At 71.3% G+C, this 15098-nt stretch carries 15 protein-coding genes and 1 riboswitch; of the genes, 4 read left to right on the top strand and 11 right to left on the bottom strand.

Going from position 1 to position 15098, the window contains the following annotated elements; genetic code table 11:
* Positions 1–38 precede the first annotated feature (38 nt).
* Both G401_RS53930 and G401_RS0140025 read right to left on the bottom strand, forming a co-directional pair.
* Complete coding sequence (locus tag G401_RS53930; RefSeq protein ID WP_281174233.1) at positions 39–620, bottom strand: thioredoxin family protein; 582 nt, start codon at positions 618–620, stop codon at positions 39–41.
* A 47-nt stretch (positions 621–667) separates the two neighbouring features.
* Positions 668–779, bottom strand: a riboswitch (SAM riboswitch).
* A 254-nt stretch (positions 780–1033) separates the two neighbouring features.
* Positions 1034–1624 (bottom strand): hypothetical protein, encoded by a 591-nt coding sequence (locus G401_RS0140025; RefSeq protein ID WP_027346905.1) that lies wholly within the window; start codon positions 1622–1624, stop codon positions 1034–1036.
* A 130-nt stretch (positions 1625–1754) separates the two neighbouring features.
* Here G401_RS0140025 and G401_RS51680 point away from each other — a divergent pair, with 130 nt between their 5' ends.
* Positions 1755–4718: an AfsR/SARP family transcriptional regulator gene (locus tag G401_RS51680; protein ID WP_169734312.1), complete on the top strand. Its 2964-nt coding sequence runs from the start codon at positions 1755–1757 to the stop codon at positions 4716–4718.
* 46 nt (positions 4719–4764) lie between these two features.
* Here the strand turns inward: G401_RS51680 and G401_RS0140015 are convergent, their stop codons facing one another.
* The 5 genes from G401_RS0140015 to G401_RS51675 all read right to left on the bottom strand — a co-directional run bounded on the left by G401_RS0140015 (position 4765) and on the right by G401_RS51675 (position 9297).
* Complete coding sequence (locus G401_RS0140015; RefSeq protein ID WP_157546804.1) at positions 4765–5286, bottom strand: Calx-beta domain-containing protein; 522 nt, start codon at positions 5284–5286, stop codon at positions 4765–4767.
* Between the two features lie 81 nt (positions 5287–5367).
* Entirely contained in the window at positions 5368–6717 is a 1350-nt protein-coding gene (locus G401_RS0140010) for a hypothetical protein (RefSeq protein ID WP_027346903.1), read from the bottom strand.
* A gap of 63 nt (positions 6718–6780) precedes the next feature.
* Positions 6781–8244, bottom strand: a complete 1464-nt coding sequence (locus G401_RS0140005) for a multicopper oxidase family protein (RefSeq protein ID WP_027346902.1) — start codon at positions 8242–8244, stop codon at positions 6781–6783.
* Positions 8245–8313: 69 nt separating this feature from the next.
* Positions 8314–8733, bottom strand: coding sequence for an SRPBCC family protein (locus G401_RS0140000; protein WP_027346901.1), 420 nt, complete (start codon positions 8731–8733; stop codon positions 8314–8316).
* Between the two features lie 81 nt (positions 8734–8814).
* Positions 8815–9297, bottom strand: a complete 483-nt coding sequence (locus G401_RS51675) for a zinc-binding dehydrogenase (RefSeq protein WP_245602079.1) — start codon at positions 9295–9297, stop codon at positions 8815–8817.
* Positions 9298–9318: 21 nt separating this feature from the next.
* Between G401_RS51675 and G401_RS58155 the strand changes: the two genes are divergently transcribed.
* Positions 9319–9513, top strand: a complete 195-nt coding sequence (locus tag G401_RS58155; RefSeq protein ID WP_245602078.1) for a YciI family protein — start codon at positions 9319–9321, stop codon at positions 9511–9513.
* Here G401_RS58155 and G401_RS51665 read toward each other — a convergent pair.
* Positions 9510–10472: an oxidoreductase gene (locus G401_RS51665; protein WP_051367941.1), complete on the bottom strand. Its 963-nt coding sequence runs from the start codon at positions 10470–10472 to the stop codon at positions 9510–9512. The genes G401_RS58155 and G401_RS51665 overlap by 4 nt on opposite strands.
* A gap of 96 nt (positions 10473–10568) precedes the next feature.
* Between G401_RS51665 and G401_RS0139985 the strand changes: the two genes are divergently transcribed.
* Complete coding sequence (locus G401_RS0139985) at positions 10569–11156, top strand: TetR/AcrR family transcriptional regulator (protein ID WP_034594545.1); 588 nt, start codon at positions 10569–10571, stop codon at positions 11154–11156.
* A 731-nt stretch (positions 11157–11887) separates the two neighbouring features.
* Here the strand turns inward: G401_RS0139985 and G401_RS0139980 are convergent.
* Positions 11888–12511, bottom strand: coding sequence for a TetR/AcrR family transcriptional regulator (locus tag G401_RS0139980; protein ID WP_064741964.1), 624 nt, complete (start codon positions 12509–12511; stop codon positions 11888–11890).
* Positions 12512–12576: 65 nt separating this feature from the next.
* Between G401_RS0139980 and G401_RS0139975 the strand changes: the two genes are divergently transcribed.
* Positions 12577–13008: a VOC family protein gene (locus G401_RS0139975; RefSeq protein WP_027346898.1), complete on the top strand. Its 432-nt coding sequence runs from the start codon at positions 12577–12579 to the stop codon at positions 13006–13008.
* Between the two features lie 95 nt (positions 13009–13103).
* On the opposite strand, the gene G401_RS51660 is transcribed toward G401_RS0139975, so the two are convergent.
* Together G401_RS51660 and G401_RS51655 are read right to left on the bottom strand one after the other, a co-directional pair.
* On the bottom strand, positions 13104–14177 hold the full coding sequence (locus tag G401_RS51660; protein ID WP_051367940.1) for a hypothetical protein: 1074 nt from the start codon (positions 14175–14177) through the stop codon (positions 13104–13106).
* A 17-nt stretch (positions 14178–14194) separates the two neighbouring features.
* Positions 14195–15076: an RNA polymerase sigma-70 factor gene (locus tag G401_RS51655; protein WP_034594543.1), complete on the bottom strand. Its 882-nt coding sequence runs from the start codon at positions 15074–15076 to the stop codon at positions 14195–14197.
* Positions 15077–15098: the final 22 nt, after the last annotated feature.

Below are 15098 nucleotides of genomic sequence, written 5' to 3'. Positions count from 1 at the left end.
AGGAAGTGACAGATGGGGGAAGGTCGGACGGGGGGAAGTCAGGCGGCGGTCGCGTGGGCGGCGAGTTCGCCGATCACCTCGACGAAGCTGGCCCGTTCCGGTCCGCGCAGCGCGTGCTGCAACCGCAGGGCGACCAGTTCGGCCTTCAGCTCGTCGGTGAGGCCGGCCGGGAAGGTCGAGCGGTCCAGTTGGGGATGCGCGTCGAAGAACGACACGAGATACTCCTCGACCCGTTCGCGGATCACGGGGGTCCGCTCGACCACGACGCCGAGTTCGTCGCCGGCCCCGCTGCTGAAGACATAGGTCGGGACGTGGCTGCGACCTTCGTAGGGGTACGCGTCGGCGACGTCCCGGCTGGCGTCGTCCCGCACGAGTACGCGCAGCCGGATCTTTCCGCTGTCGTCCGCGATACGGGCCAGGATCGGCAGATTGGCCGCGACGTCCGGGCACCAGTCCTCGACGATCGCGAGCACCTCGATCGGTTCGGCGATCCGTTCCAGGACGGCGCGATCGCGGTCGTCGAGTCGGGTGCCGGCGTAGTTCTCCCGGAACTCCGCGGTGAAGTTGCGGGACGTTGCCACAAACTCATCGAAGGTTATAGATTGCGCGAGGGCTTCCACGCGCCGTTGGGCAGAGATGGGCACAGTCGTGCTCTTTTCGTGAGTCTTACACCGTCTTACCGCACAGTCGTTGTGCGGTCGTGTCGTCACCCGGGGCACCCCGCCGCGGTGGAGGGTTGCCGGCCAACAAGCCGGGGCTGAACGTTGGCGCTCGTAACACAGGCGATCCGTGGCGAACCAGTGGATCAGTTGCCGCAACGATAGATCAACGCGGCGCGAATGTCTACTAATCCCATAGGAGTTGTAGCAGATGCGCCGCCTCTTCGGCGGTGCAACGGGAGCCGCCAGCGGTCGCCGCCGCCCCCGGCGAGATCGGACCAACGAGAAAAGGGCCGTGCCGAGTCACTCCATGCCGATGGCCGCCAGGGCTGAAGAACGCCCTGGCGGCAACCATTTCACCCTGTGCGTACCGGTCAGCCGCCGATGGCCGCCTTCTGGTTGATCTCCTGGAACGCCTCGTCGAACTGAGCGGTGGCCGCGCGGACCAGGGCGGCCGAGTCGCCGCTGCCGAACGACTTCTCCAGCAGGGTCACCCCGTCGGCGAGATCCTGGCTGGCGGCGGCGAGCCAGGCTGTCCGGGTCGCCACGTCCTTGCCGGTCGTGATGTCGTGGTAGCCGACGAACCCGGCGGTCACCGGCGTGCCCTTCAGGGACTGGGCGGCGGCCGTGAACTGCGCGACGGCCCGGTCGTGCAGGGCCGCCCCGGTACGCGGATCCGCGGCGTACGCGGCCTGGCTGAGCAGGTCGACGGCGGTCAGGATCTGCTCGTCGAACTCCGGCAGCACGATCTGCTCGCGGATGTCGACGATCCACGGGCAGGTCTTGCAGAAGCAGATCTCCTCCAGGGCGCCGACCACGTAGCAGTGGTAGTGCACCTGTCCGTAGTCGTCGACGATCGTGTAGCACTCGATCGAGGGGCTGGCCGCCGCCGGTGACGCGGGCGCGACGGCCAGCGCCGCGCCGGCGACCACGAGGGCGGCCAGGGCGAGACGTAGCTTCTTCATGGGAACTCCTCCACAACGATGGACGGATCGTCGGATGTCCGGCTGAACCGGGCCCCTCCGCGATCATGTGGCTACTGTGGACGGCACCTGTTGTGGCCGCGTTGTGTATCGCTTGTGGGGGGCGTCGCCGGTGAGCCGGACCCGTTTCGGGGTGCTGGGTCCGGTCCGGATCACCGGTCCGGCGGGTACTGCCGAGCTGGTCGGCCGGGTCCAGCGCACCCTGGCCGGGCTGCTGGTGCTGCACGCGGGTTCGGTGGTCTCCAGCGACCGGCTGACCGACGCGCTGTGGGGCGACGATCCGCCGCGTACGGCCCTGCGCAGCCTGCACAGTCACGTCTCCCGGATCCGGCAGGCGTTCGAGCGCGCCGGCCTGCCGGATGTCCTGCTCACCCGGGAGCCGGGTTACCTGCTGCGCGTACCGGCGGCGGAGGTCGACGTGTACGCCTTCGAAGAGGCCGTACGCCTCGCCTGCGAGCAGCGGGAGGCCGGCGACGTCGCCCGCGCGGCCGGTACGCTCACCGCCGGGCTCGCCCTGTGGCGCGGTGACGTCCTCGCCGACGCGGCCGTCCGCGACTGGGCCGAGGCCGAGGTGGTACGCCTGCGGGAGCTGCGGCTGCGCGCGTACGAGGAGATGTGGGCCGACCGCCTGACGCTGGGCGAGCACGGGCCGGCCGTGCCGGAACTGGAGCGGCTGACCGCCGCCGAGCCGGCCCGCGAACGCCTCGTGGAGCTGCTGATGCTGGCCCTCAACCGCAGCGGCCGGCGCGCCGACGCGCTGGACCGCTACCAGCAGCTGCGCGTACGCCTCGCGGACGAGGTGGGCATCGACCCCGATCCGCGGCTGCGCGCACTGCACGCCCGGATCCTGCGCGGTGAGGAACGCGGTGCGGAAACCGTCGAACGTCCACTGCGGACGGCGGTCGTGCCCGCGCAGCTTCCGCCGCCGGTCGGCCACTTCACCGGCCGGGACGGCGAGTTGGATCGACTCGACCGCTGGGCCGCCGCGGGCGGCACCGACCAGCGCGTCGTGATCATCTGCGGGCCGCCCGGCATCGGCAAGACCGCCCTCGCCGCGCAGTGGACCCGGCGGGTCGCCGCCGGCTTCCCCGACGGGCAGATCTTCCTCGACCTGCGCGGCGAGGACCCCGACGCCTCCCTCACCCCCGGCGACGCGCTCGCCGCCGTGCTCCGCGTCCTGGGCGTACCGGCCGATCGGATGCCGGTCACCCACGGGGAGCAGCTCGGCCTCTACCGGACGCTGCTGGCCGACCGGCGGACGCTGCTGCTGCTGGACGACGCCGGCACCGCCGACCACGTGCTGCCCCTCGTCCCACCGGGGCCGGCGAGCCTGCTCGTGGTCACCACCCGGCGGCGGCTGACCGCGCTCGGCGCCCATCACGAGGTCCACCAGGTCGAGCTCGACGCGCTGCCCGCCGACGCATCGGCTGCACTGCTGCGCCGCGTCCTCGGCGAGCAGCGGGTCGCGCAGGAGCCCGACGCCGCCCGCCGCCTCGCCGAACTCTGCGCCGGCATGCCGCTCGCGCTGCGCCTCGCGGCGGCCCGGCTCGCCGCCCGGCCGCGCCGGCTCATCGTCGACCTCGTGGCCGACCTGTCCGGCGACGACCGCCTCGACCTGCTCGCCGCCGACGGCGACAGCCGGTCGGTCCGCAAGGTCCTCACCACCGTGTACGACTCGCTCAGCGAACCGGCCGCCCGGCTGTTCCGCCTGGCCGGGCTGCATCCGGGCCGCACGGTCGGCGCCGGGCTCACCGCCGCCCTCGCCGGCCGCGGCGCCGGGCACGCCCGCCGCGACCTCGACGAGCTGGCCTCCGCGCACTTGCTCACCGAGGTCTCCTCCGGCCGCTACGCCATGCACGACCTCATCCGCGTGTACGCGACCGAACTGTCCACTCAGGACGCAGAAGCCGATCGCGAGGCGACCGGACGGCGGCTGCTCGACTGGTACCGGCACCTCGTGTACGCCGCCAACGCCGTGCTCGACCCGGCGCGCGACCGCGTACCGGCGCCGGGCGGGGAGTTCACGGCACCGTTCGCGGCGACGCCCGAGGCCGTGCTCGCGTACCTCGACGGCGAACACGCGAACCTCGTGCCCGTCATCGCGTACGCGGCCCGCACCGGCCACGCCGATCACGCGTGGCAGATGGCGTACCTGGTCGCGGGGTACTTCGAGTCCCGGGGCCGGACCGGCGACCGCGTCGAGGTCTACCAGCGCGGGTACGCCGCCGTGGCCGGCCGGGGCGACCGCGTCGCGGAGGGCCTCATGCTCAGCGGGCTCGGCGTCGCCTGCACGGCGGCCCACCGCTACGAGGAGGCCCTCGTCCACCTGCGGGCCGCGCTCGGCGTCCTCACCGAGACCGGCGACCAGCGCGGACTCGGGCACGTGCACAACAACATCGCCGCCGCGCTCGGCCGGCTGCACCGCTACGACGCCGCGATCGAGGCCTGCGAGCGGGCGCTCGCCGTCCACACGGCCGCCGGGCACCGGCTCGGCATGCTGCTGGCGCACAACAACCTGGGACACCTGCACGCCCGCGTGGGGCGTACCGCGGACAGCCTCGCCCATCTCGAACAGGGGCTCGCGATCGCCGACGCCGACGGTGACCTGCGGCTGGCCTCGGCCGTCTGGCATGGCCTGGGCGAGACCCACGCCATCCGCGGCGACGACGACGCGGCCCGCGACTGCTTCGAACGGGCGCTGGAACTGCGGCGCACCACCGGCAACCGGCGCTACCAGGCCGGTACGCTCGGCCAGCTCGGCACGATCGCCCTGCGCCAGCACCGGTCCGGCGACGCCGTCGCGCTGTTCACCGAGCAGTGCGCGATCAGCCGCGACCTCGCCGACGAGCACCTGCTCGCCACCGCCCTGACCAACCTCGCCGCGGCGAACATGGCCGGCGGCGACCTCGGCACCGCCGGGCGGCTGCTCGACGAGGCGCTCGCACTGCGGGCACGCGTACCCGACGCCTTCGAGTACGCGACGACTCTGCGTACGGCCGGAGATCTGGAGCGCAGACGCTCGGACCTGGACGGGGCGAAGGCCCGGTGGAGCGCGGCGGCCGCCCTGTTCCGCTAGGCCGGCGCGGACGCGGAGGCCGACGCGCTGGCCTGCCTGGTCTGACCTACCGCGAGCTGTGCAGCTCGCAGGGCAGGATGCTGGGCGTGATGGTCGGCGGGATGTACTTGCCGGGGTCGTCGTTGACGACCGTGACGACCGCCATCGTGTCGCAGGCCCGCGTCGCGCCGCGCAGCTCGGTCAGCACCACCGCGAACTGCTCGTCCGGCTCGACCACGTCGTCGGCGCGGACGTCGACGGTCAGCGCCTGATCCTTCAGGTCGCCCTCGGCGAAGGTGAGCGTCCCGCCGCGATAGGTCAGATCCTTGTCGTCGGTCGTCACCGGCTTCAGCGCGTAGCCGACCGAGCCCGGCAACGCGCAACCACGGCTGACCACGGTCAGCGTCAGCCGGGTCAGACCGTCGCGCTGCGTGCCCTCGGCCGTGGCGAGGCTGGTGACCAGCACATCGCGAGTGCCGGCGCAATCCGTGCCGGCGACCGCCGCCACACCGGTCACCACGAGGGCGCCTGCCGCCATCGCCACCGCGGCCGTCATCGCCAGGGCCAGCCGCCCACGTTCCTCACGCACGTCCACTCCTTCTTCGCCGGGCCCGATGCCCGTGCCCCAGGTGTACGCGCCCGCTGTTGTGGAACTGTTGTGGCGCCCCGGTCAGCTGCTCACGGGTACGCGCGTCGCCCAGTAGATGTACTCGTCGGAGCGTACGTAGACGAGCACGAGTTCCAGCTGGTCCGCCGCATACGTGCCGGGACGGCCGAAGGGACCGCTGGAGAACCACAACGGCCCCGATCCGTCGCGGCGGCCCAGGGACACACCTTCGGCGTTGTCGACCATGCCGCCGGAGACGCTGGTCCGGGGACGCAGCTCCGACAGCCACGGATAGCGGTCGGCGAGAACCGTGCTCCAGTTCCCGAACCAACCGCCGCCGTCCCCGTCCTGGATCGGTGCCACCCGCCCCGTCCGCCGATCGATGACCAGGAGTTCCAGGTAGTCCCCCGGCGGCAGGGCGCGGGCGATGTCGATCCGGCCGATGAAGGTCTCGGTGTCGGCGCCGAAGGCGTCGACACGCGACGGCCACACGTCCAGCAGACCGAGGTCGGTCAGGGCGCCGGGCAGCCCGTCGCCGGTCACCACCCGCAGATGCGCGACCGGTCGCAGCTGCTCCGCCGTGAAGGGAGGGTCTTGGGCGGCCCGGGTGGGCCACGCCCATGCGAGCGGCACGCCGAGCACGAGGACGAACGCGGTCACACCCGCGACGATGCGCAGGACCAGGCGTACCGGCGGCAGCGGCAGGATCAACGGGAACAGGAACGCGGCCAGGGCGAGCCAGGCCCACCCACCGGTCGGCGGCTCCTCGTAGGGGCCGGGCACCGCCGCCAGCCACATCGGAACGAGGCAGACCAGCGCCAGCGCGCAGCCGGCGACGGTCAGGCCGCGTACCGATTCGACGGTGACGTAGCGCCACCGGACCCCGGACAGGCCCCGCGGCGTACGCCCGGCGACGAACCAGGTCGCGAGGATGACGACGAGGACGGCCGCGACCGCCGCGAGCCCCCATCCCGTGATCGCCGACGGATCGGTGGCCGCGCTGCGGATCCGCCCCGCGACCACAGTGGACACCGCGGCCGCCGCGCCGACCGCCCACGGCAGGAACCGCCACCAGTAGGGCAGAGGTACGCGCTCGTCGGACCGCAGATCGCGCCGGTACCACACCTCGACCGCGATCGCACCGGCCAGCCAACCGATGAGCAGCTGGACGAAGGAGAACGACAGCCGCTGCTGTCCCACCGACGCCACGATGCTCGCGGTACCCGCCGCCATGACCCCGGCCGTGCACATCCGCCGCCGAGCCACCAGGTACGCCCGCAGCCGCCACCGGTCCTCGTCGGTGCTGTCCGGCGTGCTCAGCCAGGCCAGCCGGGACGGCCCGACCGGTGCGAGGAAAAAGGCCAGGCCTACGAGGTAGAACGGTATGAGGAGCACGAGGACGATCGATGGCATGCGGCCCCCCGGATCCGATGTCGGCGTCCGGAACTGTAACCGGCCACCGCAACGGGCTTCCACTCACATGCTGTGTCCCGCATGCGCGCCGAGGACCCGGGGAACGACGGACTCGGTACCCGGCGGGACGACGACGAACTGGCCCATCATGCCCGAATCCTCGTGCCGCAGGATGTGGCAGTGGTACATGTACGGCCAGTTCGGGTCGGTGTCCTGGCCGAACTCGACCGCCAGCCGGACCGTCGACTTCCCCGGTACGAACACCGTGTCCTTGGGCCCGGTCGCGTACGCGGGCGGCGGCGCGCCGTCGACGTCGAGCACCCGGAAGGCGACCTCGTGGATGTGGAAGTTGTGCGAGTAGACGTTGTTCACGATCTCCCAGATCTCGCGGGCGCCGGCCGCGACGACCTCGTCGATGCGGGTCATGTCCATCTCCTGGCCGTTGATGGAGTCGTGGCCGTTGAGCTTGAACCGGCGGACCTTCGCCCCCGCCGGCACGTCGATGTGCCGGTCGGCCAGCCGGTCCGGCAGTGGCGGTGACGCCTTCAGTTGCTTCGCCGCCACGATCTTCAGCAGGTCGAGGTCTCCTGCGTCGATGTCGGCGGAGCCGCCGATGCTGCGCAGCACCACCTGCTCGCCGGGGGCGAACTCCGCCACGATCTCGGCCCGCTCACCGGGACTGAGGGACACCTGGTCGACCTCGACCGGGGCGTTGAGCAGGCCGGCGTCGTTGGCGATCACGTGGAAACGGCGGCGGTCGGCGAACCGGATGTCGTACATGCGGGCGTTGGAGCCGTTGAGAATCCGCAACCGTACGCGCCGGCTCTCGACGGCCAGGTACGGATCGTAGGTGCCGTTGACGAGCACCGTGTTGCCGAGAATGCCGAAGGTGCCCTTGAGCGGGTCGCCCGCGAGCGAACCGTCCGCCGCCAGGTTCTTGTCCTGCAGGATGAGCGGCACGTCGTCCACCCCGTACGCGGACGGCAGCGTGGGCCCGCCGGGCTCGTCGAGCAGGAAGAGGCCGGCCAGTCCACGGTAGACGTGCATCGCGGTCGCGCCGTGCGGATGCGGGTGGTACCACGAGGTCGCGGCGGGCTGGGTGATCGTCCATTGCGGACTCCACGTCGCCCCGGGCGCGATCGGCAGATGCGGGCCGCCGTCCATCCGGGCGGGCAGCCGCATACCGTGCCAATGGACGGTGCTCTGCTCACCGAGCTCGTTGCGTACGACCATGCGGACGGTCTCGCCGCGCCGCGCGCGTACGGTGGGGCCGAGGTAGGAGCCGTTGAAGCCGTAGGTGTCGGTCGGCTTGCCGGGCAGCAGCTCGGTCCGGCCCCGCTGCATCGTCAGCTCGAACCGGCGTACGCCGTCCTTGTCCACGGTGGAGGGCGCCAGGGGCGGGATGCGCAGCCGGTTGCGGAAGGACAGCTTCGCCTGGGGTTCCGGCCCGCCGCTCAGGTCTCCGGGGCCACAGGCGGTCAGGAGAGCAGGGACGGCGGCCAGCGTGAAGAAGGTTCGACGTCGCATATCAAGATCGTGTCAGCCGGGCGCCGGCCGGCCATCGGGGAGATGTCCCCGCATTTCATGACGGTCGACTCAGGGACATCCCGCAAGGGAGGCGGCTTCCAGGTTCTGTTTGATCTCGACGATCCCTCGTTCCGTACGCGCCCGCACCGCTTCCGCGAGCCCGTCGGGGAGGAGATCGGTCGACCAGACCAGCCGGCACCCGTCCCCTTCGGCGTACACCTCGAAGGAAGCGTGGTGGTACGTGAGCGGCAGCTTCTGCCCTTCCACCACCGCGTACGCGAGGCGCCGGAGTTCGTGGTCGACCGAGATGATCAACTCGCGGATCTCCGAACCGTCGGGCATCGTCAGGATGCGAACACCACCGTCGAGGCGGGCGCTCGCGACCCGGCCGGGGAGCAGGCGTTCGTGCACCGCACCGACGTCCGCGACGGCGTCCCAGGCAGCCCGCGCGGGCACCTTGATCGTCGCCTCGACCCGAACCGTGGCCATGCCGCCCCTCCCCCGTACGCCGTGTCGCATCTCGGGGCAGCGTAGACCGCGCGTACTCGCCGATGTGGACGCGTACCCGGCTCAGGGGATGATGACGACCTTGCCGCGGACGAGGCCCGCCTCGCTGCGGCGGTGGACCTCGGCAAGCTCGGACAGCGGGTACGAGGCGCTGACGTCGAGCCTGATCTCACCGGCCTCGACGAGGGCGGCGAGCGCCGCCAGATCGGCCACGTCGTTGCGGGCGACCATGTGCAGCGCGGTGACGCCGGCGCCGGTGGGCGGCTCGACGGGGCTGGCGACCGAGACGGCGCGGCCGCCCGGCCGGACCGTGGCGGCCAGTGCCGCGGCGGCGGCCGGGTCGAGGGGAACGAGATTGAGCAGGGTGTCCACCGGCCGGTCGAGAGCATCGGCGACGGGACCGGCGGTGTAGTCGACGATCTGGTCCGCCCCGAAGGCGCGGACGGCCGGGAGGCTGCGCGTGCTGGCGGTGGCGATGACCTGCGTGACGAAGCCGCCGACCCCACCACCCGCGCCGTTGACCAGCACCCGCTGGCCGGCGGTCACCTCGGCTTCGGTTCCGGGCCGGTGGACGACACCGTCCCGGCCGACCGTTCGGGGCTGATCGCGTACGGTCCGCTGCTGTCCGACGACGGCTCGGCCTGGCTGGGCACCGCGGCGCTCGTCCAGGCACCCGACCCGACCGCCGCCCGGTCGATCCTGACCCCCACCCGGTACGCGGAGGTCGAGGTGCACAACTGGCGGTTCGGCGGGCGCCGCTAGCGGTCGGCTGCCGCCGGTTCACCGTGTGCCGCCGCCAGCTCGTACCGGACACCGGTGAGCCGTTCGGACTCCGCCCAGAGGCGTCGCTGCAGGTCGACATCGTACGAGCGGGGGCTGGACGCGACGAGTGCGGGCGAGCCGGTGAACTCGCCCGGTCCTGACGGTCCGTAATACGTCCCGCCGGTCGCCTGGGGATCGGTGGCGGCTCGCAGTGTAGGCAGGGCACCGCCGCCGGCGCTCTGCAGGAGCCACCAGTTGACCAGTCGCAGCCGGGGACTCAGCGCGACGCGTACCCATCCCGGCATGTGCCGCCCCACCTCGGTGTACGCGTTCCCCGGATGCGCGGCGACCGCGAGGGTCGCGGCACCGGCCGCCGCCAGCTTCCGTTGCAACGCATAGGTGAACATCACGTTGGCGAGCTTCGACTGCCCGTAGCCGGCGTTGAGTCCGTATCCCTGTTGGAGAGTGAGGTCGGCGAGGTGGATGTCGCCGCGCCGGTGGCCGCTGCTGCTGACGGTGACGACGCGGGAGCCGGGGGTGGCCAGCAGCCGGTCCAGCAACAGCCCGGTGAAGGCGAAGTGGCCCAGGTGATTGGTGCCGAAGTGCAGTTCGAAGCCATCCTCGGTCCGGGCGTATCCCGGATGGATCACTCCGGCGTTGTTGATCAGCAGGTCCAGCCTGGAGTGGCCGGCACGGAACTGCTCGGCCGCGTCGCGTACGGCGGCGAGCGAGGCCAGGTCCAGCCGCAACGTCTCGATGCGCGCGCCCGGCACGGCCGAGCGGAGCCTGCCGGCTGCGGTCTCGGCCCTGCCGGCATCGCGGCAGGCCAGGATGACCGTGGCTCCGCGCGCCGCGAGTACGGCGGCCGTTTCGAAGCCGATCCCGGTATTGGCGCCGGTGATCACGACCGTTCGGCCGCCCTGGTCGGGCACGTCGTCGGCGCTCCATCGTGTGCTCATGCTTCCCCCTCTATAATCGGGATAGCCGTCCCGTTTCGAAAAATACGGGACGGCCGTCCCGCTTGTCAATCGCCCATAAGAAAGCGAGCCCTGTCGATGAGTGACCCCGCCGCTCAGAGCGAACGGCCGTTGCGCGCCGACGCCAGGCGCAACCGGCAGCTCGTACTGGAGGCCGCAGCAGCCGCCTTCAGCAGCGAGGGGCCCGGAGTGTCGGTCCAGGAGATCGCCCGCCGCGCAGGTGTGGGCACGGGGACCGTCAGCCGGCACTTCCCCACCAAGGACGCGCTGTTCCAGGCGATCGTGCTGGACCGCATCGAGCGGTGCGTCGGCACGGCCCGGACGCTGGCCGAGACCATGGATCCGGCGGCGGCGTTCTTCGCCTATTTCGCGTACCTGGCGCAGGAGGGCGCGGTCGACCAGGCACTCGCCGAAGCGCTGGTCGGCGGGGGATTCGACATCGTCGCGGCCGCCGCCCGGTCCGAATACGACTTCATGGGCGCGCTCGGCCGGCTGCTCACGGCCGCGCAGCGGGCCGGAGCCGTACGCCCCGACGTCGACGTCGCCGACATCCAGGCGCTCGTCGCCGGCTGCCTGGCCCGCGAACGCGGCCACGCGGATCCGGCCGCCCGGCAGCGCATGATCGCCATCGCCCGCGACGGCCTGCTCGTCCGCCCCGCCCGGTGACGACCACCAGGATGCAGTCAAGATCAAACTCAAGATGTTCTTGTCCCGGGTTCATCGATCTCACCTCCGCTCCTCGCGCGGGAGACCGTTGCGCCCCTATCGCTGCGCTCCGGGGACTCCACTGCCAGGTTTCCGGTGCGACGCATCATCCACCGCGGTTCCGTTGCGGTTTCCCCCAGCCCCTGCAGCCCCGTCTCGGTCCGGCCTTTGTCGCGACCGTCTCGCCCCCATCAGGCCGGAACCGGGCGTGCGCATATAGGCCTTGATCATGTCGCTCATATATGTCGAAATACGGCCGCTACGACATATATGAGTTACATGATCAAGGCTTGGCCATCCACTTCGACATATACACATCACATGATCAAGGCCAGGACGGTCCGGCCGCCGGAATGACATCACATGATCAAGCCGCCGGACACGCCACGGCTCCATATCGGACAGTCGCGACAAAGTCTGGGTGGCACAGGACGGCGCGTGTCGGGGTGAACCCGTGCCCGAAGGGCGGCGGGCGATGCGCCGCCCCACCTACCTGGCAGTGGAGGCCTCGGAGCGAAGCGGAGAGGCCGGAGCGGTCTCCCGCGCGAGGAGCGGAGGTGAGATCGACGAACCCGGGCCATAAATTGATCATGATCTCGATCCGATCATCCACCGATCAGCCCCGAAGAACCATCGGCGGTACGCGAACCCTCACCGTCATCGACCCACATATGCAGGTGAAGAGCCCAAAATCAGCTGTCCATGGCGTAGAGCGCCGACAGCCAGAGGTGCATCAGGGTGTCGACCAGGACCTTCCGGTCGTCGAACGGCGGCACCCCGCAGGCGGCGAGGTAGTACAGGCGCTCGCCGGTCCACGTCAGGGTGGCGGCGAGCGCGGGAACGTCGACGCCTTCGAGCCGCGCCGCCATCGCCGGATCAGCGGCCCGGTCGGCCTCGATCCGGCCGATCGTGGCGTCGGTGAACGTTCCCATCAGGGCCAGCCACAGCTCACGGAGCTGCGGGTCGGATCCCCAGCTCTCGACGATCGCCCGCAGGACGGCCGCGTTGGACAGCCACAGATCGGCGCCTCCTTCGATGCCCGCCCGCAGCGTCTCCCGCGGGCCGGCCGAGGCCTGCACCCACGGCTCGGCGGCCTCGTGTCCCGCGCCGACGGCCCGGCGGACAAGCTCGGCCAGGACCGCCTGCTTGCTCGCGAAGTAGAAGTAGAAGCTGGCCCGGGAAACCCCGGCGGCGGTGATGATCTCGGCCACGCTGAGCGCGTCGAAGCTGCGCTCCTTCAGCAGTTCCCTGGCTGCGTCGAGAATGCGTACGCGCAGCTCAGCACCGCTCGGTTGGTTCTCATCACGTCGCGCCATCACGGACGCAGCGTACCGCACGGATCGTCTAGACACGGTGACCAGACAGCATGTATGGTCGGCGCATGACACAGCTCGCCGTACATCTCGTGGTGAACGATCCCGACACCGCGGCCGCCTGGTACGCCGAAGTACTCGGCGCCAAGGAAACCAGCCGCCTTCCTCTGCCCGACGGCCGGCCGCTGACCGTCGAACTGCTGATCGGCGACACCGTGCTCGCGGTCGCCGGCGAATGGCCCGATCGCGGCCTGCGTACGCCCGCCACGATGGGCGGCACCCCGGCGGCGTTCCATCTGCCGGTGGCCGACGTCGATGCCGTGCACGCGCGGGCGATCGCCGCCGGAGCGACCGAGTTCGAGCCGCCCCACGACGCGTTCTGGGGCGACCGCACGGCGCAGTTCCTCGACCCGTCCGGCCACCGCTGGGCGGTCAACCAGCACCTGCGCGACGTGCCCGCGGAGGAGCTGGCCGCCCAGGTCGCGGCGATGTTCGCCTGATTCCTGACGGGACGCGGGCGCCCTCGATCACGTTCGGCGCACACACGTGTGGCCGAGCCGAACCACGGCCCCGTCCACCATCGTGAGGTCGCGCTTCAGACGGTCCAGATCCGCAGGCGCGTACCTGCCACCGTGATCCAGGTTCCGTCGCCGAGACCGATCGGCCGTCCGGTGACCGGTTCCGGATAGTCGATCTCCGCCAACGTCAGCCGCCGGGTGTCCAGCAGCCAGTGCCGCCCGCCGCTCTCGGCGTAACCGGCCTCGCTGGTGGCCGCCACGAGCCGGTCGCCGTCGACGAACCCGAGGCCGTACAGGTCCCAGCGGTGGTCCTCCCGACCGGTGACCAGCTCGGCGAAGAAGCTGCCGATCACCGCGCCGCCGGGGAGTTCGTGGATGTTGAGCTCCCCGCGGCGGGAGTGCCCGACGCTGATCAGAACCCGGCCGCTCGGCGCGACCGCGAGACCGATGAACTCATCAGCACCGATACGTTCGGCGGTCAGCGTTTCGCCGTCGAACCGTCCCAGGAACAACGGCGCCCCGTCCTGGCCCTCGCCGATGCCGAGCGCCATCGCCCGCGCATCATCATGTGGCAGGTGACGGGATCCGTGCGCGGCGGTCTCCGTCCGGACCGAGCCGAGTACGCGCCCGTCCGCCGCCGACAGCACCAGCCACCGTTCGTCGGCGTCGTCGAACGGATCGAAGTCTTCGTGCAGCTCGTCGCCTGCGAGCGGCCCCCGCACGTGCGCCCAGACGATCGAACCGTCAGCGCCGACCCACGCCGATCCGCTGTCGGGGTACTTGTGGTCCGGCACGCCCGCATAGTCGGCGTACTCGGCGTGGATCTTCACGCACGAGGCCTGCCAGCAGGAGTGCGACAGTTCCCAGCGTGTGCCGCCGAACCTGTCGACCGCGCGCAGGGCGTGTACTCCCGGGAACACCGCGAACTCCAGGTCCGGGCTGACCGCCGCGGGCCCGCCGGCCCGGTGCGGCCAGGGCGCCGGGAACTCAGCCTCGGGTTCGCTGCGGCCGTCCGCCAGGGCGCCGAGATCGTAGACGCGCAGCGCGTCGTCGCCGGGGACGAGGAGGCGCGTACGCCGGTCGACCGTCGTCACCTGGAACCGGTCCGCGGGAAGGTTCACGGTCGCGCGGAGGGTCGGCGTGATCGTCATCAGGCGATGATCTCAGATCACCGACGGCTCATCGCGGTCTCTCCATCCACACGGGACAGTTTCGCCGGATTGCGTACGCCGTAGAGTCCGGTGATCCGTCCGTCGTGGACGCTGACCGCCAGCACGGTGTCGAGTTCGCCGTCGAGCAGCAGCAGCGCCGCCGGTGAGCCGTTGATCTGGACGGCCCGGGTCGTCATCGTCTGGTCGAGCCGCGCCAGGCCGCCGATCAGGACCCGGGCGACCTTGTCCGCGCCGCGCACGGGCCGGGGGATCGCCGACTTGACCCCGCCGCCGTCGCCGAGCAGGACGACGTCGGGGGCGAGGAGGTCGAGCAGCCCCTGGAGGTCGCCGGTCTCGGTGGCCGCGCGGAACGCGTCGACGACACCACGGGACTGCGCCGCCGACACCGATCCCCGCGGTCGCCGGGCGGCGACGTGCGAGCGGGCCCGGTGCGCGATCTGGCGTACGGCGGCCGGGGTCTTGTCGACGGCCGCGGCGATCTCCTCGTACCCGAGGTCGAACACGTCGCGCAGGACGAACACGGCCCGCTCGGTCGGCGTCAGGGTCTCCAGGACCAGCAGCATCGCCATCGAGACGCTCTCGGCGAGTTCGACGTCGTCGGCCACGTCGGCCGTGGTCACCAGCGGTTCGGGCAGCCACGTGCCGACATAGGACTCCTTGCGCCGGCGCAGCGTACGCAGCCGCATGAGGGACTGCCGGGTCGTGATCCGCACCAGGTACGCGCGCGGGTCCTCGACGGTGGCGAAGTCGACGCCCGACCAGCGCAGCCAGGTCTCCTGCAGGACGTCTTCGGCGTCGGCCGCCGATCCGAGCATCTCGTACGCGACGGTGAACAGCAGGTTGCGGTGCGCGACGAAGGCGTCGGTGCTCTCGTTCATCGGTGGCTCCCCTCTCCTCCTG

Origin of the sequence: Hamadaea tsunoensis DSM 44101 (assembly GCF_000428945.1) — a bacterium.
GTDB classification, from domain to species: domain Bacteria; phylum Actinomycetota; class Actinomycetes; order Mycobacteriales; family Micromonosporaceae; genus Hamadaea; species Hamadaea tsunoensis.
This window is presented reverse-complemented; position numbering and strand designations above follow the sequence as displayed.